The organism is Limnohabitans sp. (assembly GCF_044361645.1).
In the GTDB taxonomy this organism is placed as follows: Bacteria; Pseudomonadota; Gammaproteobacteria; order Burkholderiales; family Burkholderiaceae_C; genus Limnohabitans_A.
In genome coordinates this window covers 1-15,561 of record NZ_JBIKIL010000089.1, presented here as the reverse complement: position 1 = coordinate 15,561, position 15,561 = coordinate 1, and the positions used below count along the sequence as shown (strand labels likewise).

Sequence of the window (15,561 nt, the reverse complement as noted above, 5' to 3'; positions counted from 1 at the left end):
TACTTTGATAAGCTTGGAGCACCACGTCTGGTATGAACCTCAACCTCACGAACCGCCTAGTGCGGACCCGCATGCTAGGTGGTGTGGCAGGGGCGCAGTCATGTTGACTGCCCCCTATGCCGATAGGGAGGATTTAAGTACGAAGTGCAACAAAGATGAACTCGGTAAAGGGTGGCTGAGGAGGTCAAGGTCTCATGGCCGATGTCATAACTCGTCAGAAACTAGGGCACGCCGCTAGGCAAAATGCGAGAGCAAACTGCGTCTTTAAAGCAGTCTGCCTGCTTGCGCAGTTGGCTTGGGTTGATCGGCTGATCCATCAGAGTCAATTGACTTAACTGCATCAGATGAACAGGTTGGTCATTGCTGACAATGCAACGATGGGCTCACGGTTCGTTCTCAACAAGGTTGACCCGAAAACATGGAGCTACGAAATCAAAATGGTGCCGTGTCTCCCTGGGTGGGCAGTTGGCATAATTTTTCGGTCGAGGCCGTTACATGATGAATCAATGTTGCAGGAGTTGTGCCAACGTGATGGAGTCAGTGACCTCGGGCACTGGGCTGCGGTGCGGATGGGCTTATTTCAAACTGTCGCCCAAGGCCCGCAAGATGCCGAGGCTCGATGTGTTTGAACCGGTGGCCGCGACGGCTTGTTGCGACAACTACAGGGAGCCCGGCCCACAGGGTTTGCTGTTTGCAACGAGCGCCGATGGCCTGATGGCTCGGGTGGCTTGAATCAGAGATAACACAAAGCCAAAACGCATGGTAAACGGCTACGAAATCAAGCAAACACCTTAGGGTGAGGGCGTGTCTTTCCACAACCATGATGGGTTAACCCAGTCCATCTGCATGGCCTTGATAAACAAAGCTTCCTTGCTGACTGGTGCTGAGTTTCGATACATCCGCAGTGCTGGCATGCTGCTGTCGCAACCGGCATTGGGCAAACTCATGGGCATTGATGGCCAATCGGTGGCGCGTTGGGAAAAAACCAGCAAGGTGCCGCGCTGGGCAGACAAGTTGGTGCGTCTGCTCTACACAGCCCAAGCCGAGGGTAACGAGCCGATTGCCAAAGCGTTCGAGCGCATCAAAACAGTCGAGCGATTGGTCAAGCAAAAGATCGTGGTCAAAGAATTTCTCGGCCACTGGAAACCCAGCCTGCAAGACGAAGGCGCAAGCGCAAGCTAAGCCCGCAAAGCTGCGTGAAACGCCCCGGGTTTCGTAGAGCCCAGTTGGTTCAATGCCAAAACTAAGGGCTGCGCCATCGGTACCACCAGTGTGGTCATGACACAGCGCTACAGCCATCTCAGCCAAGGCAGTCTGCTACGGGCTGCTAGCCATACGGGCAACGTGGTTTCGCCCTCATGCGCTTAATTGAAAGATGCCATTGTGGGCAGGTCAGTGCATCAAGGACACACTGGCGCTGAGCTCATCCCATGGTGCTGACAACTTGCGACCATCGCGCAGCAGCAAGCCAGCCGACTCCAACACAGAGACGTCATGGTGCACGTTTTTATAATCACGCCCCAGTGACGCGGCCAATCCTTTGACGCTGTCTGCGCCATGTTGCCGCACGAATTTCAGCAACTCCAAACGGCGCGGACTCAGAGTTTCCAGCATGGTCTGCACGTCCAAAAATGTGGTGTGGGTTTCGCTGACTTTCTTGCCTGTGGCAGCTCGGTTCCATGCACTCACAAACCTTTTGCCCATGTCGGCAAGGCTGCCCACGTGAACCTGTACTTTATTTGCTTTGTGCATTTTTAATCCTTTCAATGTGAGCGAGAAAGTCGGCAACCAGTTTGTCCACCGTGGTGAGCTTGTATCGTTTTTCCACATCCATGATGTGTTTGTGATCACCTTTGCCACGCTCATTGACCATCGGCATGATCCGAAAGTTGCACGCGGGTTTGGGCATTCCTGCACAGAGCTTGATTCAAGAGGCAGCTCACACTTGACGGCATAGGCTTAAACGCAGGCTGTTTGCAGAGCTGTCTGAGGGCTTTGAGGCCTTGGCAGGGCATTGGGGGCAGTTCAGAGAACTGCCTCCAAGCCTTTGCGCTCCAACAAGCTCAGCAGCTTCAGTGATGGGCCGCTGGGTTTTTTGTCGCCCAATTCCCATTTCTGAATGGTTGAAATGCTGGTGTTGAGAATGGCAGCAAATACAGCCTGACTCACGTGCTCTTTTTCCCGCAGCTGACGAATCTGAATGGGTGAAATGGGCTTCACTTCCAGATTGCACAGCGCATCAAATTCAGCCATGCGTCTTTTACTGATCAGCCCAGCATGATTGAGGCCCACAGCGGTCTCATGAACCTCAGCGAGAATTCTACTTTTGCGTTTGGTTGACATGACTCGTCTCCTTGTAATTGAAACAATTGACCAGCGTTAATGGCCACTGCAATGGCCTGTTGATCCAAGTCCAATAGCGAAGCGGCCAATTCCTGCAGCATTTTGAGCTCGTTAACGTCAATGTTGGATCGCTCATTCTTCTCGAACCCGAATAAAAACACCCATCGCTGCTCAAATTTTGTTGCAACAATCGTTCTCGCACTCGCTTGCCCACGGCTTGGGCATATTTTTGCAGGGTGCGCAGCGAGGGCGAAGGCTTGCCAGTGAGCAGCGCCCGCTCTAGGCGCGAGACCACGGGTGGGCTCACATTCATGCGGCGGGCCACCTCTTCTTGCGTGAGATTGGCCTGTTTGCGCACGCTCAAAATCGCGCCGAGCATGGGCATTTCTTCGCGTTCGATGCGCTCGTACTCCGCCCGCACTTGCGGGTTTTGAAGCATCTTGGCGATCAGTTCATCATGGCGGGTTTCGTGGAGGCTGCTTGTTTTAAGGTGTTAAGTTTTGCCACGCCGGGCATCGCGCATGGCCTTGATGGTTGTGGCGTTGGGCACCATAGGATCAAAAGGAAGTGACTTTTCCCGCTCCACACGGGTGAGCATCATGCGCAGCGCATCCGACACGGTCAGTCCCATGGCTGCCAAAACGACACTGGCCTCTTCTTTGATGTGCTCATCAATTCGAGCGCGAACTACAGAATTTGCTGGCATAAACCCTCCCATATTTGTAGCTACATTGTGGCTTGAAGGGTTGGGTTTGTCATGCTGCCAAGGCTAACGGCCGCATTTTCGGCATCACCGCCCCGCCAAAGCCCGTGTGGCCGAATTGGCGGCGGCAAGTCATGATTCTTGGCTCAGCTGTGCATAGCCTTGCGTCGACTTGACTTGGGCATGGCCGAGGAAGTGTTGCACCCCGTACAAAGAGCGGCAAAAATGTTTCCTTACAGAAGTTTCATGCCCGCCTGTGGATGCGCCAGCATGATGTGAACGCTCCCATGGTCCTAGAAGTTTTGCGTTTGGGCAGCTTTGCCCCCTGATGGCCACTTCTAAACAGTCAAGCGACTTGGGCAATGGGCCGTGATAATGACGACCCTTTACGCCGCCACTTGGCGGGTCACGGACAAGTGCAGCCCTGAGGCGCGCAAGATGGCCAGCAGTGTCTTGACGGTGGGGTTGCCTTTGGGGCCCAGTGCCCTGTAAAGGCTCTCGCGTGGCATGCCTGCCCGCTCGGCCACTGCGGACATGCCCTGCGCCTCGGCCACATGGCGAAGGGCAGCGAGCAAGGCCTGTTGCCCGCCGGCTTGGTCGGCTTCATCCAATGCCACGGCCAGATAGTCATTCGCAAACTCTGGGTCTGCCTTGAGCATTTCGGTCATGGCTTCATCATGCGAACGGCTTGCTTTGCTCATTTGATTTTCCTTCTGTGTTGCCAGTCAGCCCAGTACTGCTGAGCCATCTCGATATCGGTCTGTTGCTTGCGTTTGTCACCGCCACAAAGCAGCAAAATCAGCCGCTTGCCAGCTTGCGCGAAATAGACTCTGTAACCAGGTCCCCAGTCAATTCGGGCCTCCCAGACACCCTCGCCAACCGATTTGACGTCACCCAAGTTGCCATTGGCCATCCGACCAATCCGCACTGCGACTCGGGCTCGGGCATGTCGATCGGTCAAGGCCATCAGCCATGCTGAGTAGGGTTCCTCGCCGTGCTCAGTGAGGTAAGTCTGTAGCTCATACATATGTGAATTATAAGTTACAAAGATGGCCTTGATGGCCGAGGATGTGATACACCTCTTGCAAAGAGCGGTAAAAATGTCTCCTTACAGAAGTTTCATGCCCGCCAGTGGATGCGCCAGCATGATTTGAACGCTCCCATGGTCGTAGAAGTTTTGCGTTTGGGCAGCTTTGCCTTGCTTCCAGAGCCGGATTTGAGAAAGGATTGAGATGTACCACTACACAGACGGCGGTCTACGCAACGTGTGGCTGGCCAACGGCTACGAAATCAAGCAAACACCTTACGGTGAGGGCGTGTCTTTCCACAACCTTGATGGGTTAACCCAGTCCATCTGCATGGCCTTGACACACAAAGCCTCTTTCCTGAGGGGTGCTGAGCTCCGTTACATCCGCAGTGCGGGCATGCTGCTGTCGCAACCGGCATTGGGCAAACTCATGGGCATGGATGGAGTCGAAACAGCTAAAGTAGCTGTAACACCTGTCCAAAGGAGCGATGAACATGCTCACCATGACCTCTCTTGCTGCTCAGAATCAATTTGGGATGCTCATTGATGCATCCCAGAGGCAACCCGTCGCAGTCACCCGTCGTGGCCGCCCGGTGGCCGTTGTAATGTCTTACGAAGACTACCAAGCGAGCATGCGCACCATTCCGTTTCAGGTGGCTATGCTCGTCAGTGAAAGCTACCCGCTGCGCGGCAAAGAAGCCGGTGACTCGATGCGTCAGCACCTCGCAAAAATGAGCAACAAAGCCGCCGAAGAAGGCCTGACCGAAGCAGACGTCACGCGCATGCTCCATGAAGACTGAGCCTGCGTAAATTGTCATAGACACCAACGTCTTGATCAGTGCAGGCCTGCTACCCCAGTCCAAGACTGCGCAAGTTCTGGCCCTCGCCGTTGAGCACTTTGTGATTGCTCAAAATCAGCAGACTTGGCATGAGTTGGAGACGCGTATTGCGCGGCCAAAGTTTGACCGGTATTTTGGAGACGCCGGCCGCATGGCGCATCTGGTCAAGATTGCTCAGTCCATGCAGCACTTCGAGGTGACGGCAGAGGTTGCCATCAGTCGTGACGCCACAGACGATCAATTCATCGCACTGGCCCTTGATGCCGGAGCCAAGATACTCATCTCCGGCGATCCAGACCTGACAGAAGTGCGCATGCATCAGGGTGTTGAAGTCCTGTCGCCAGCCCATTTATTTGAGCGGTTCAAGCCACTCTACGTGGTTTCTTTATGGTTGCCGATGCTCAACCAAGACCCCCACAGGCTCCTCGAACATCCAAATTAATCGGTATCTGACCCCAATTACCCAATTACCCCAAATAAATCGGTATCTGACCCCAATTACCTGCGTAGGTAAATGCTTGAACGCATTCCCTTGACGGAATATTTTATGAAGGGTATATTCATTGCATGAAATGGGAAGTTGAATACACAGATGAGTTCGGCCAGTGGTGGGCCGCATTGTCTGAGCAAGAGCAAATCAGCGTGGCAGCCTCTGTCCAGTTGTTGGAGGAGCTAGGCCCGAGTCTCGGGTTCCCGCACAGCAGTGGCATTAATGGCTCAAAACACGGCCACATGCGTGAGTTGCGCACTCAACACCTTGGCCGACCGTTTCGGACGCTGTATGCGTTTGACCCCTTGCGAAACGCGATCTTGTTGATGGGTGGGGACAAGACGGGGGACGGGCGCTGGTATGAGGTAAATGTCCCGCTGGCAGACCGTCTTTATGACGAACACTTGGAACAACTTCGAAAGGAAGGAAAGAACCATGGCTAAGAAGTTTTCTGATCTTCGTGCACAGATGAAGCCCGAAGCCCGCCAAAGCGCCGAGGATGCCGCGCAGACCATGTTGGCCGAAATGCCCCTGAACGAGTTGCGTCAGGCACGTGGCTTGTCACAAAAGATGTTGGCCGAACTGCTGCACGTCCAGCAGCCGTCAATTGCCAAGATGGAGAGGCGTACTGACATGTACCTCTCAACCCTGCGCAGCCACATCGAAGCCATGGGGGGTGAGTTGGAGATCGTCGCCCGCTTTCCAGACGGTTCCGTCAAGATCAGTAATTTCGCTGACTTAGGGAATTCTGCGGCAGTGTGATGGCAACCTGACCCTTTAAGTTTGCAAAGCCGCAGGCAGTGCGCATACTGACGCTACAACCCCAAACGGGTGCCGTTTATTTGCAGGGTTTGAGGGGGGGGGTGCGCGTTGAGCTTGTGCGTGATGATGTTGCCGGGGTCTTTGTTGCAACCAGCCCAGACCTGCCCGGCTTGGTTGCTGAAGCCAACACAGCCAGCGAGCTGATACAAAGCGTTCACGACTGTGCAGACATGCTGATGGACGAGTTGGTTAAAGTTAAGGCTGCGCCCTGCGTGGCGTGGGATGGTCAAGCCGTCATGGCAGCCGCTGGGGCTGCCCTTACACCGCTGCCAATCGCTTGACCGTGTCCGGGTAGCGATCGACCAAGTGAATCAGCAAAGCTGCCTGCGCGTTGGGCTTGGCACGTCCTTGCTCCCAGTTTTCCAGCGTACGGGGGTTGGTGCGCAGGTAATGTGCGAAAACGGTGCGGGAGAGCTTGAGCTTGTCTCGGATGGCCTTGAGCTGGTCAGCGCACAACTCAGGCGCTGGCTTGATTTCCACCTCCACGGTGCGAAGTGTGGTCTTGCCAAGGCGCTGCTTGGCCAGGGCATCAAAGCCCTCGGAAATCTCAGCAAACAAATTGCGTTTCATCCTCGATACTCCAGCTCTTTCTTGAGCATTTTTTGATACGTAGACTGCGTATGTATTAGATTGTATCTCCAGCAAGTCGGTTTGCGCACTGCGGGCAAAAAGTACAGAAGCCATCAGGCTGGTTTTTTCAGCGCACGCCCTTGAGTCTTGACTGACGCCATGTCCATTTTCTCAACACGACCGGCATTGACATCAGCCATGCCCTGAGCGATGTCAGCACGCAGAGCAGCAAGACTTGATTGCTGAATGGAATGGTAAGCCTCAAACAACCGAAGGGCTTCGCGTATAACTTCGCTGTGCTGGCAAGGCGCATGGTGGGTCATAGAAGCCTTAGACAGCCAATGTTTCAAATCTGCCCATTTCGTGTCACAATCCAACCTATCAAATTGATAGGTCTCTGGCGTGGCTCAACCATCAGATCGGCAACTCGAAAAGCACATCAAGCAAAGCGCACAAGACTCGGCGAGTGTGATTTTTACCAAGCACGCCCGCCTGAGGATGCGCCAGCGTCATGTGAACGATCCCATGGTCCTAGAAGTTTTGCGTTTGGGTAGCTTTGCATTGCGACCAGAGCCGGATATGAAAACCCCCGGACTGCTATGTCGAATGCACAGGTTTGTCGCTGGCATGCAGGTCGCTGTGGTTGTGTACGTGGAATACCCAGTTACCGATTTGGTCATAGTGACCGTGATGGATGTCAAAAAGGATTGAGATGTACCACTACACAGACGGCGGTCTACGCAACGTGTGGCTGGCCAACGGCTACGAAATCAAGCAAACACCTCACGGTGAGGGCGTGTCTTTCCACAATCTTGATGGGTTAACCCAATCCATTTGCATGGCCTTGACACACAAAGCTTGCTTGCTGACGGGTGCTGAGCTCCGTTACATCCGCAGTGCGGGCATGCTGCTGTCGCAACCGGCATTGGGCAAACTCATGGGCATTGATGGCCAATCGGTGGCGCGTTGGGAAAAAACCAGCAAGGTGCCGCGCTGGGCAGACAAGCTGGTGCGCCTGCTCTACACAGCCCAAGCCGAGGGTAACGAGCCGATTGCCAAAGCGGTCGAGCGCATCAAAACAGTCGAGCGATTGGTCAAGCAAAAGATCGTGGTCAAAGAATTTCGCGGCCACTGGAAACCCAGCCTGCAAGACGAAGGCGTAAGCGCAAACTAAGCCCGCAAAGCTGCGTGAATCGCCCCGCGTTTTGTGGAGGCCAGTTGTTTGAATGTCAAGGCTAAGGGCTGCGCCATCGGCACCACCCTCTCCAAATGTGTTCAGTCCCTTTCACCACCAAGCGATGGCGATCTGACCCCCTAATACTGGGCAGAAGTTACAAGAAGGCGTCAGATCATCAACTCTCTGCTCTGAACATCCCGCGCACGATGGAGCACGCGAATGATGAGAACCCCAGATGGCTCGGGTAGGTAGTACAGGTTAAAAGTACAAAAGCCATCAGGATGGTTTTTTCAGTGCACGCCCTTGCGTCTTGATCGATGCCATGTCCATTTCCTCAACACGACCGGCATTGACATCAGCCATGCCCTGAGCGATGTCAGCACGCAGAGCAGCAAGACTTGATTGCTGAACGGACTGGTACGCCTCAAACAACCGAAGGGCCTCGCGTGTTGCAGGCCGCTGTGACCCAACATCAGGCCCATCCTGGCATGGGCCGGGCTGGCCGGGTTCCCGGTACGCGTGAGCTGGTCCTGCACAAAAACCACATCGCCATTTACCGTGTACGCGGCGACGTTGTTGAAATTTTGAGACTCCATCACGCAGCCCGACATTTGTGACGAACCGGGTCAGCCCCTGAAGCTGAGCTTTGGCAGCAGACCAACCCGCCCTTGGCTCAAACCTCGGCGGGCTTTTTGATAAAGCAACTTCGTTTCTGGCGTGCCTATGACGCCACTTTTCAAAAACACCATGCTTTGCGCCACAGACTTTCAAACCGGTGAAGCGCATCTCGGTTGCAACCGCTCAATCCATTTGTAGATTGTTTTGCACAATGGTGAGGGCATCTGGATGACAACTGACCAAAAATGCCATCATTTCTGTGGCGTCCTTGGTCGTATAAAACCGGACCATTTTTTCGTTGAAGTCCTGCGCCTTGGCCGCTGGAATGCTGATGGCGTCCATACCGGAGGACATCAAAATGCCATTCATCATGAAGCGTGATGTGCGTTTGTTGCCGTCAAAAAAGAACTGCTGCAAGGCTCCGAACAGGAAAAAAGCCGCAGCTTTCTCAAATGGACTTTCGACTGTATTGTTTAAAGCTTGCAGGCCTTCGGAGAAAACACGGTTGAGCTCAGGGGCTCCGGGCTCAGTGGGCAGCGGTGTGTGGCGGCCTTCAGCACCCAAGCCAACATCGGGTGTGAAGTGCGTTTCTAGACCTTCTCCACGAAAATGCCCCCATTCCAGCGTTTCATTTTTTGCAACCCGTGCATGCAGCTCGGTCAATGTGGTTTTGTCCAGCTTGAACTTTCCGGCTTTGACCAGTGACAGCAGGTATTTGGCGCTTTCGGCCAAGTTCAGTACTTGCTCTTGATCGGAAATTTTTCGGCCACCGACCGTCACACCTTCAAGCAAAGTTTTGACCTCTGGAAAAGTAAAGGGATTGCCTTCAAGCATTGATGCGTCCCAAACATACGTGGTGAGCATTCGATGGAAATGAAAAGTCACCCGATCAATGGCGTGGGTAGGCATCTGATGAGGCATCTTTTCGCGGTTCCATCTAAAGCCTAAAGCGGCGAACAGGTCAATCATGTTTATCTTGCTCCATGGGCATGTGTCATTTCTGTCAAAAACCTTGAATACGCTCAGGCCTGAGATGTTTTTCGTGACCTTTGATCGGGTGATGGTGCCTTGCCGGTACGCCCTTTTTTGAGCCCAGGTTGAACCTTTTCTTTTTCAGGCCAAGGCTCGTGATCGGGGGTGATGGTGGCAGTCCGAATGATCCAGACACCTTTGGCTGGCGACTCAATGAGGACTTGTCTTCCTGCGAACTCTTTGCCTAAAGAAATTTGTCCACTTGCGCCAATGGATTTGACCATCTTGCTGTCAGTTGCTGGGTGGGTCATTGCGCTTTCCTTGTGGTTCATGCATTCATGCCGCATGATATGTTCTGAAAAACTCGTCGTCAACCTCGATGTAGGGCTGCTTGTGGAGCCTGATTGGTGGATGAGGCGTGTTGATTGTCTAAATGTAGCTTCTGGGCTGCAATTCTTGCCATGTTTGAATTGCGGCATTACACCAAGCTCGAGGGGCAAGACCTGTTCATCCAATGGCTTGATGGGGTAAAAAATGACGACGACGGTAAAGCACGATGACTGGCTTTTGGAGCAACTCAAAGACGGCGATTTTGCGGCCGAGTATCTGAATGCAGCCAGTGAAGACGATGACCCTCAAACATACCTCACGGCCCTCAGAAAGATTGTGGAGGCACGAGGGGGCATGGCCACCATTGCAGAGAAAGCGCACCTCTCGCGCGAGACCCTTTACCGAACACTTTCAACGCGTGGTAATCCAAGGATTCGAACGCTGAGCGCCGTCCTCAAGGCCACTGGACTGAAGTTCGGGGTCAGCGCACACTGAACCCACAAAGCTGCAGGCAATAGGGATTTGGCACCACCATGACGGGAGGCTTGACCGCCTCGCCTGAACCAACGTCGCCGTCTTTTGTGCCGGCTGAATCACCCCGGTTCCGGACAGGTCAGTGGGTGTGTGAAGACCGCCCACCGGATCATTGAAACGCCACCTCGGCAAAGCTGCGCAGCTTGCGGCTGTGCAATTGGTCGGGGCCGGCGTCGCGCAGCAAAGTCACGGCGCGGATGCCGATTTGCAGGTGTTGGGTGACACGTCGTGCCTGAAGCACTAAAATGCATGAAATTTCAATGAAATTTCTTCATGACAGAAGCCTCCACACCATCAACGTCAGCCCTAAGGCGTGCCACTGCTCACCTTGCGGACGAGCTGCAGGCCGGTCGTGTTTATCGGCGCGAAGATCTCGCTCGTCTGAGTAATGCAGTGGATCGGCATCTGAATGAGTTGGTCGCCACAGGGTTGCTCAAAAAACTGGCGCAGGGGCTTTACTACGCACCCATGTCATCGAAATTTGGTCCCTTGCCGCCCACTGATGAACAGGTGGTGCGAGGATTTCTGCGTGACAAGGATTTTTTGGTGTTTTCTCCGTCGTCATACAACACGGTGGGCCTGGGCACCACCCAGCTTTACAACAGCACACTGGTCTACAACCACAAACGCCATGGCGTTTTCAAACTGGGCAACCGAGATTTTGATTTCCGAGTGAAGCCACGCTTTCCCAAAAAACTGACATCCGAATTCCTTTACGTCGACTTGCTGAACAACTTGGGTGAATTGGCCGAAGACAGCGACGCTGTGCTCAGCCAGGCACGCACCAGGTTGTTGTCTTTTAATCCATCACGACTCCAGCAGGCATTGGACAGCTATGGCAACATGGCCACTCGCAAACGCGTTCGAGAGTGGCTCGATGGCTGACTTTCTTCACGAACGACGCGACTTCGGTCGATTGCTTGCGGTTGTCGCAAACGACCGGTCACTCGACCCGATGTTGGTCGAAAAAGACTACTGGATCATGCACAGCCTCTGGGGGCTTCAGGCGCAAGGCTTTGTGTTCGAGCTGAAGGGTGGTATATCCCTGTCCAAAGGCTTCGGGGTCATTCATCGTTTTTCAGAAGACATTGACATCCGCATCGACCCACCGGCTGACATGGATGTCAAAACAGGGCGCAACCAAAACAAACCGGCTCACATCGATTCCCGGCGTGCTTATTACGACGAGTTGTCAAAACGCATCCGCATTCCCGGTATCGACAAAGTTGAGCGGGACACCTTCTTTGACGACGAAAAAATGCGCAGCGCAGGCATTCGGCTCGTCTACTCACCCCGCGCGGCCACCATCACAGGAGTGAAAGATGGCATCCTGCTAGAACTGGGGTTCGACGACACCGCTCCCAACCGACCCGTGACCATCTCTTCTTGGGCATTAGATTTTGTGATGAGCCGGGGCATTGAAGTTTTTGACAACCGTGCAGCCGATGTGCCCTGCTACGCGCCGACACACACGTTCGTTGAGAAGCTCCAAACCATCTCGACCAAGTACCGCCGTTTGGCTGAGGCTGCAAAATTCCCTGGCAACTTTCTGCGGCATTACTACGACGTGTATTGCTTGCTTGATCTACCCGAAGTTCAGGATTTCATGAAGGAGCAGACGTATCAGGATCGAAAAATGCTACGGTTTCGGTCTGGTGATGAATGGGTGATCGCTAAAAATCCAGCCTTCACCCTGAACGACTCTCAGCAGCGAGATCTTTTTGCTCGGGAATACAAAAAATCATCTTCGCTCTACTACCAAGGACAGCCGGATTTCGACCAGCTACTTGACCGCATCGGAAAGCATCTGAATTCAATGTGATGCAGATGCCCACCAGGTCATTGAAACGCCACCTCGGCAAAGCTGCGCAGCTTGCGGCTGTGCAATTGGTCGGGGCCGGCGTCGCGCAGCAAAGTCACGGCGCGGATGCCGATTTGCAGGTGCTGGTTCACCCGCTCGCGGTAGAACTGGTTGGCCATGCCGGGCAGTTTGATTTCGCCGTGCAGTGGTTTGTCGCTCACGCACAGCAGCGTGCCGTAGGGCACCCGAAAGCGAAACCCGTTGGCGGCAATGGTGGCGCTTTCCATGTCCAGCGCCACAGCACGGCTTTGGCTGAAGCGCCGCTGCGGTTTGTTGTCTGGCAACAGCTCCCAGTTGCGGTTGTCCGTGCTGGCCACGGTGCCGGTGCGCATGATGCGTTTGAGTTCTGGGCCCGCGCAGCCGGTAACCTCGGCCACGGCGTTTTCGAGGGCCACCTGCACCTCGGCCAGCGCCGGAATCGGCACCCACAGCGGTAGTTCTTCGTCGAGCACATGGTCTTCGCGCACATAGGCGTGGGCCAGCACATAGTCGCCCAACTGTTGTGTGGTGCGCAGGCCGGCGCAGTGGCCCAGCATCAGCCAGGCGTGCGGGCGCAGCACGGCGATGTGGTCGGTGATGGTTTTGGCATTCGCCGGGCCCACGCCGATGTTCACCATGGTGATGCCGCTGTGGCCCTTGCGCACCAGGTGGTAGCCTGGCATTTGGGGCAGGCGCGGCGGCTGCTGGCCCTGCGTGTCGACCTCTTCGGGCATCAGGCCCACACGCCGCGTGACCATGTTGCCCGGCTCGACAAAGGCGATGTATTCGCTGTCTGGTTTGCTCATTTCGGCGCGGCCCAGGGCGATGAACTCGTCGATGTAGAACTGGTAGTTGGTGAACAGCACATAGTTTTGAAACCAGCGCGGCGAAGTGCCGGTGTAGTGGCGCAGGCGTTGCAGCGAGTAGTCGATGCGGGGCGCGGTGAACAGCGACAAGGGCCGGGCTTCAGAGGCCGCAGGTTCGTGTGTGCCGTTGGCAATGCCGTCGTCCATGGCGGTCAGGTCGGGCAGGTCAAACACCTCGCGCATCAGGGCTTGGCGTGCGGGGCTCAGGCTGCCCTCCATGTGCTCGTCTTCGGCAAAAGAAAAATGGATGGGGATGGGCTGGTTGCTGGTGCCCACCTGCAGGCAAGCACCGTGGTTTTGCAGCAGCAGCGCCAGTTGTTGGCGGATGTAAAAAGCAAACAAATCGGGCCGGGTCAAGGTGGTCTCAAAGCGCCCCGTTTCGGCCACAAAACCATAACTCAGGCGGCTGTGCAAACCCTCGGGTTTTCGGCTGCCGCTTTGGACTTGCACGCGCACATAGGGGTAATGGGCCCGCACCCGGGTGCTGGTCATGTCCGCACCCGCCACGAATTCGCGCATGGCCTGGCGCAGGTGGGCCACGCTGGACTGGTAGATGTGCTGTATTTGCGCCAAGGCGCTGTCGGCGTCGTGGTGCTCAGAAGGGGCGATGAAAGGCGGCAGGTGCTGCATGGTTGTTCCAGGGCGGGTGGGGGCGGGTGTTGGTTGATCGTTGATCGTGCCCAGCGGGGCAAAGGGTGTGATGCCAATGGGTGCCATTTTGCTGCAAAGCTGTGACGCACAGGGGCCACGGTCTGGGGCATGTTGCCTTGGTGACCTCGCTCTGAACGCTTGTCGGGCATGCTGTTTAGTACTTCAAAAAAAACCGCATTGGCGCGTCACCCACCTTCAGGAGCCCATCCATGAGTTCAACACGCAAAGTCATCATCACCTGTGCCCCCACGGGGGCTATCCATACCCCCAGCATGTCGCCGCATTTGCCGGTGACGGCCGACGAGATCGCCGATGCGGCGATTGCAGCCGCTGAGGCGGGCGCGGCCATCTTGCACCTGCATGCGCGCGACCCGGTGGACGGCAAGCCCACACAAGACCCGGCGGTTTTCGTGCCGTTTTTGCAAAAGATCAAGGCCCACACCAACGCCGTCATCAACCTGACCACGGGGGGCAGCCCGCACATGACGGTGCACGAGCGCATGCAACCGGCGCTGACCTTCAAGCCCGAGGTGGCGTCGCTGAACATGGGGTCGATGAACTTTGGCCTGTTCCCCATGCTGGAGCGATTCAAGACCTTTGAGCACGAGTGGGAGCGGGCGCATTTGGAAAAAAGCCGCGACCTGGTGTTCAAAAACACCTACAACGACATTGAGACGATTTTGCGCTTGGGCACCGAAAACGGCACCCGGTTCGAGTTTGAGTGCTACGACATCAGCCACCTGTACAACCTGGCGCACTTTCGCGATCGGGGCCTGGTCACGGGGCCTTTGTTTGTGCAGTCGGTGTTTGGCATTTTGGGCGGCATTGGCCCGCACCCCGAAGACCTGATGCACATGCGCCGCACCGCCGACCGCTTGTTTGGCAAGGATTACCAGTGGTCGATTTTGGGCGCAGGCAAGGGCCAGATCGCGCTGGCCAGCATTGGCGCGGCCATGGGCTCGAACGTGCGTGTGGGGCTGGAGGATTCGCTGTGGATCGGCCCTGGAAAATTGGCCGAGTCCAGTGCGCAGCAGGTGCAGCGCATCCGCACCGTGCTCGAAGCCCTGAACCTGGAGATTGCCACCCCCGATGAGGCGCGCAGCATGCTGGCGCTCAAGGGCGGGGACCGGGTGAACTTTTGAGGTTCACATGTTGCGTCGGTACTGACCACCCACCTCAAACAGCGCGTTGGTGATCTGGCCCAGCGAGCACACCCGCACCGCGTCCATCAGCACCTCAAACACGTTGCCGTTGTCGATCACGGCTTGCTGCAAGCGCTTGAGCATGGCGGGCGATGCGGCCGCGTGCAGGGCGTGGAAGTCGTGCAGGCGCTGGAGTTGGCTTTGCTTTTCTTCTTCGGTGGAGCGGGCCAGTTCCAGGGTTTCCATGACTTGCTCGCCTTTGGGGTTGCGGAAGGTGTTGACGCCAATGATGGGCAGCTCGCCCGTGTGCTTGAGCATCTCGTAGTGCATGGACTCGTCTTGGATCTTGCCGCGCTGGTAGCCGGTTTCCATCGCACCCAAGACGCCGCCGCGCTCGGCGATTTTTTCAAACTCGGCCAGCACGGCTTCTTCCAGCAACTCGGTGAGTTCTTCGATGATGAAAGCGCCTTGGCTGGGGTTCTCGTTTTTGGCCAAGCCCCACTCACGGTTGATGATCATCTGGATCGCCATGGCGCGGCGCACCGAGTCTTCGGTGGGCGTGGTGATGGCTTCGTCAAACGCGTTGGTGTGCAGGCTGTTGCAGTTGTCGTAAATCGCGATCAGCGCTTGCAGCGTG

26 protein-coding genes and 1 pseudogene are annotated in these 15,561 nt (G+C 55.5%); 13 read left to right on the top strand and 14 right to left on the bottom strand.

Going from position 1 to position 15,561, the window contains the following annotated elements:
* Positions 1–846 precede the first annotated feature (846 nt).
* Complete coding sequence (locus ACIQ39_RS13690; RefSeq protein WP_396435157.1) at positions 847–1,182, top strand: helix-turn-helix domain-containing protein; 336 nt, start codon at positions 847–849, stop codon at positions 1,180–1,182.
* 210 nt (positions 1,183–1,392) lie between these two features.
* Here ACIQ39_RS13690 and ACIQ39_RS13685 read toward each other — a convergent pair whose 3' ends face one another.
* The 7 genes and pseudogenes from ACIQ39_RS13685 to ACIQ39_RS13655 form a co-directional block, all read right to left on the bottom strand.
* Positions 1,393–1,866 (bottom strand): hypothetical protein, encoded by a 474-nt coding sequence (locus tag ACIQ39_RS13685; protein WP_396435156.1) that lies wholly within the window; start codon positions 1,864–1,866, stop codon positions 1,393–1,395.
* A 159-nt stretch (positions 1,867–2,025) separates the two neighbouring features.
* Positions 2,026–2,343, bottom strand: a complete 318-nt coding sequence (locus ACIQ39_RS13680; RefSeq protein WP_396435155.1) for a helix-turn-helix domain-containing protein — start codon at positions 2,341–2,343, stop codon at positions 2,026–2,028.
* Complete coding sequence (locus ACIQ39_RS13675) at positions 2,268–2,504, bottom strand: type II toxin-antitoxin system RelE/ParE family toxin (RefSeq protein WP_396435160.1); 237 nt, start codon at positions 2,502–2,504, stop codon at positions 2,268–2,270. The genes ACIQ39_RS13680 and ACIQ39_RS13675 overlap by 76 nt, the downstream gene beginning before the upstream one ends.
* A gap of 59 nt (positions 2,505–2,563) precedes the next feature.
* Positions 2,564–2,722 (bottom strand): annotated as a pseudogene (locus ACIQ39_RS13670) (helix-turn-helix domain-containing protein); the annotation flags it as partial.
* A 114-nt stretch (positions 2,723–2,836) separates the two neighbouring features.
* Positions 2,837–3,049 carry a type II toxin-antitoxin system RelB/DinJ family antitoxin gene (locus tag ACIQ39_RS13665; protein ID WP_396435154.1) on the bottom strand — a complete coding sequence of 71 codons (213 nt, stop codon included), beginning with the start codon at positions 3,047–3,049 and terminating at the stop codon, positions 2,837–2,839.
* A gap of 383 nt (positions 3,050–3,432) precedes the next feature.
* On the bottom strand, positions 3,433–3,747 hold the full coding sequence (locus ACIQ39_RS13660; protein ID WP_396435152.1) for an addiction module antidote protein: 315 nt from the start codon (positions 3,745–3,747) through the stop codon (positions 3,433–3,435).
* Positions 3,744–4,073: a type II toxin-antitoxin system RelE/ParE family toxin gene (locus ACIQ39_RS13655; RefSeq protein ID WP_396435151.1), complete on the bottom strand. Its 330-nt coding sequence runs from the start codon at positions 4,071–4,073 to the stop codon at positions 3,744–3,746. Before ACIQ39_RS13655 ends, ACIQ39_RS13660 begins: the two co-directional genes overlap by 4 nt.
* Before the next feature lie 494 nt (positions 4,074–4,567).
* On the opposite strand from ACIQ39_RS13655, the gene ACIQ39_RS13650 reads away from it, so the two are divergent.
* The 5 genes from ACIQ39_RS13650 to ACIQ39_RS13630 all read left to right on the top strand — a co-directional run bounded on the left by ACIQ39_RS13650 (position 4,568) and on the right by ACIQ39_RS13630 (position 6,505).
* Positions 4,568–4,873, top strand: coding sequence for a type II toxin-antitoxin system prevent-host-death family antitoxin (locus tag ACIQ39_RS13650; RefSeq protein ID WP_396435150.1), 306 nt, complete (start codon positions 4,568–4,570; stop codon positions 4,871–4,873).
* 10 nt (positions 4,874–4,883) lie between these two features.
* Positions 4,884–5,354, top strand: a complete 471-nt coding sequence (locus ACIQ39_RS13645) for a putative toxin-antitoxin system toxin component, PIN family (protein ID WP_396435159.1) — start codon at positions 4,884–4,886, stop codon at positions 5,352–5,354.
* A gap of 125 nt (positions 5,355–5,479) precedes the next feature.
* Entirely contained in the window at positions 5,480–5,845 is a 366-nt protein-coding gene (locus ACIQ39_RS13640; RefSeq protein ID WP_396435149.1) for a type II toxin-antitoxin system RelE/ParE family toxin, read from the top strand.
* Complete coding sequence (locus ACIQ39_RS13635) at positions 5,838–6,164, top strand: XRE family transcriptional regulator (RefSeq protein ID WP_396435148.1); 327 nt, start codon at positions 5,838–5,840, stop codon at positions 6,162–6,164. Before ACIQ39_RS13640 ends, ACIQ39_RS13635 begins: the two co-directional genes overlap by 8 nt.
* Positions 6,165–6,202: 38 nt before the next feature.
* Entirely contained in the window at positions 6,203–6,505 is a 303-nt protein-coding gene (locus ACIQ39_RS13630) for a DUF1902 domain-containing protein (protein WP_396435147.1), read from the top strand.
* On the opposite strand, the gene ACIQ39_RS13625 is transcribed toward ACIQ39_RS13630, so the two are convergent.
* Both ACIQ39_RS13625 and ACIQ39_RS13620 read right to left on the bottom strand, forming a co-directional pair.
* Positions 6,483–6,794 carry a helix-turn-helix domain-containing protein gene (locus tag ACIQ39_RS13625; RefSeq protein WP_396435146.1) on the bottom strand — a complete coding sequence of 104 codons (312 nt, stop codon included), beginning with the start codon at positions 6,792–6,794 and terminating at the stop codon, positions 6,483–6,485. The genes ACIQ39_RS13630 and ACIQ39_RS13625 overlap by 23 nt on opposite strands.
* Before the next feature lie 113 nt (positions 6,795–6,907).
* Positions 6,908–7,117, bottom strand: a complete 210-nt coding sequence (locus ACIQ39_RS13620; RefSeq protein ID WP_396435145.1) for a hypothetical protein — start codon at positions 7,115–7,117, stop codon at positions 6,908–6,910.
* Between the two features lie 79 nt (positions 7,118–7,196).
* Here ACIQ39_RS13620 and ACIQ39_RS13615 point away from each other — a divergent pair, with 79 nt between their 5' ends.
* From ACIQ39_RS13615 to ACIQ39_RS13605, 3 genes are all read left to right on the top strand, one after another.
* The gene (locus ACIQ39_RS13615; RefSeq protein ID WP_396435144.1) at positions 7,197–7,505 is read left to right on the top strand and encodes a DUF4258 domain-containing protein; all 309 of its coding nucleotides are present in this window, start codon (positions 7,197–7,199) and stop codon (positions 7,503–7,505) included.
* Position 7,506: 1 nt separating this feature from the next.
* Positions 7,507–7,968: a helix-turn-helix domain-containing protein gene (locus ACIQ39_RS13610; RefSeq protein WP_396435143.1), complete on the top strand. Its 462-nt coding sequence runs from the start codon at positions 7,507–7,509 to the stop codon at positions 7,966–7,968.
* Between the two features lie 491 nt (positions 7,969–8,459).
* Positions 8,460–8,588 carry a type II toxin-antitoxin system RelE/ParE family toxin gene (locus tag ACIQ39_RS13605; protein WP_396435158.1) on the top strand — a complete coding sequence of 43 codons (129 nt, stop codon included), beginning with the start codon at positions 8,460–8,462 and terminating at the stop codon, positions 8,586–8,588.
* A gap of 184 nt (positions 8,589–8,772) precedes the next feature.
* On the opposite strand, the gene ACIQ39_RS13600 is transcribed toward ACIQ39_RS13605, so the two are convergent.
* Positions 8,773–9,558: a Fic family protein gene (locus tag ACIQ39_RS13600; protein WP_396435142.1), complete on the bottom strand. Its 786-nt coding sequence runs from the start codon at positions 9,556–9,558 to the stop codon at positions 8,773–8,775.
* A gap of 53 nt (positions 9,559–9,611) precedes the next feature.
* Positions 9,612–9,872, bottom strand: coding sequence for a hypothetical protein (locus ACIQ39_RS13595; RefSeq protein WP_396435141.1), 261 nt, complete (start codon positions 9,870–9,872; stop codon positions 9,612–9,614).
* A gap of 223 nt (positions 9,873–10,095) precedes the next feature.
* Here ACIQ39_RS13595 and ACIQ39_RS13590 point away from each other — a divergent pair, with 223 nt between their 5' ends.
* Positions 10,096–10,386 carry an addiction module antidote protein gene (locus ACIQ39_RS13590; RefSeq protein WP_396435140.1) on the top strand — a complete coding sequence of 97 codons (291 nt, stop codon included), beginning with the start codon at positions 10,096–10,098 and terminating at the stop codon, positions 10,384–10,386.
* 148 nt (positions 10,387–10,534) lie between these two features.
* Here the strand turns inward: ACIQ39_RS13590 and ACIQ39_RS13585 are convergent, their stop codons facing one another.
* Complete coding sequence (locus ACIQ39_RS13585; protein WP_396435161.1) at positions 10,535–10,666, bottom strand: hypothetical protein; 132 nt, start codon at positions 10,664–10,666, stop codon at positions 10,535–10,537.
* A gap of 227 nt (positions 10,667–10,893) precedes the next feature.
* Between ACIQ39_RS13585 and ACIQ39_RS13580 the strand changes: the two genes are divergently transcribed.
* Together ACIQ39_RS13580 and ACIQ39_RS13575 are read left to right on the top strand one after the other, a co-directional pair.
* Positions 10,894–11,310 carry a hypothetical protein gene (locus ACIQ39_RS13580; RefSeq protein ID WP_396435139.1) on the top strand — a complete coding sequence of 139 codons (417 nt, stop codon included), beginning with the start codon at positions 10,894–10,896 and terminating at the stop codon, positions 11,308–11,310.
* Positions 11,303–12,247: a nucleotidyl transferase AbiEii/AbiGii toxin family protein gene (locus ACIQ39_RS13575; protein ID WP_396435138.1), complete on the top strand. Its 945-nt coding sequence runs from the start codon at positions 11,303–11,305 to the stop codon at positions 12,245–12,247. The genes ACIQ39_RS13580 and ACIQ39_RS13575 overlap by 8 nt, the downstream gene beginning before the upstream one ends.
* A 17-nt stretch (positions 12,248–12,264) precedes the next feature.
* On the opposite strand, the gene ACIQ39_RS13570 is transcribed toward ACIQ39_RS13575, so the two are convergent.
* On the bottom strand, positions 12,265–13,761 hold the full coding sequence (locus ACIQ39_RS13570) for an AMP nucleosidase (RefSeq protein ID WP_396435137.1): 1,497 nt from the start codon (positions 13,759–13,761) through the stop codon (positions 12,265–12,267).
* A 230-nt stretch (positions 13,762–13,991) separates the two neighbouring features.
* Between ACIQ39_RS13570 and ACIQ39_RS13565 the strand changes: the two genes are divergently transcribed.
* Positions 13,992–14,924 (top strand): 3-keto-5-aminohexanoate cleavage protein, encoded by a 933-nt coding sequence (locus ACIQ39_RS13565; protein ID WP_396435136.1) that lies wholly within the window; start codon positions 13,992–13,994, stop codon positions 14,922–14,924.
* Between the two features lie 3 nt (positions 14,925–14,927).
* Here the strand turns inward: ACIQ39_RS13565 and ACIQ39_RS13560 are convergent.
* The coding region (locus ACIQ39_RS13560) for a methylmalonyl-CoA mutase family protein (protein WP_396435135.1) at positions 14,928–15,561 on the bottom strand (634 nt) is incomplete at its 5' end.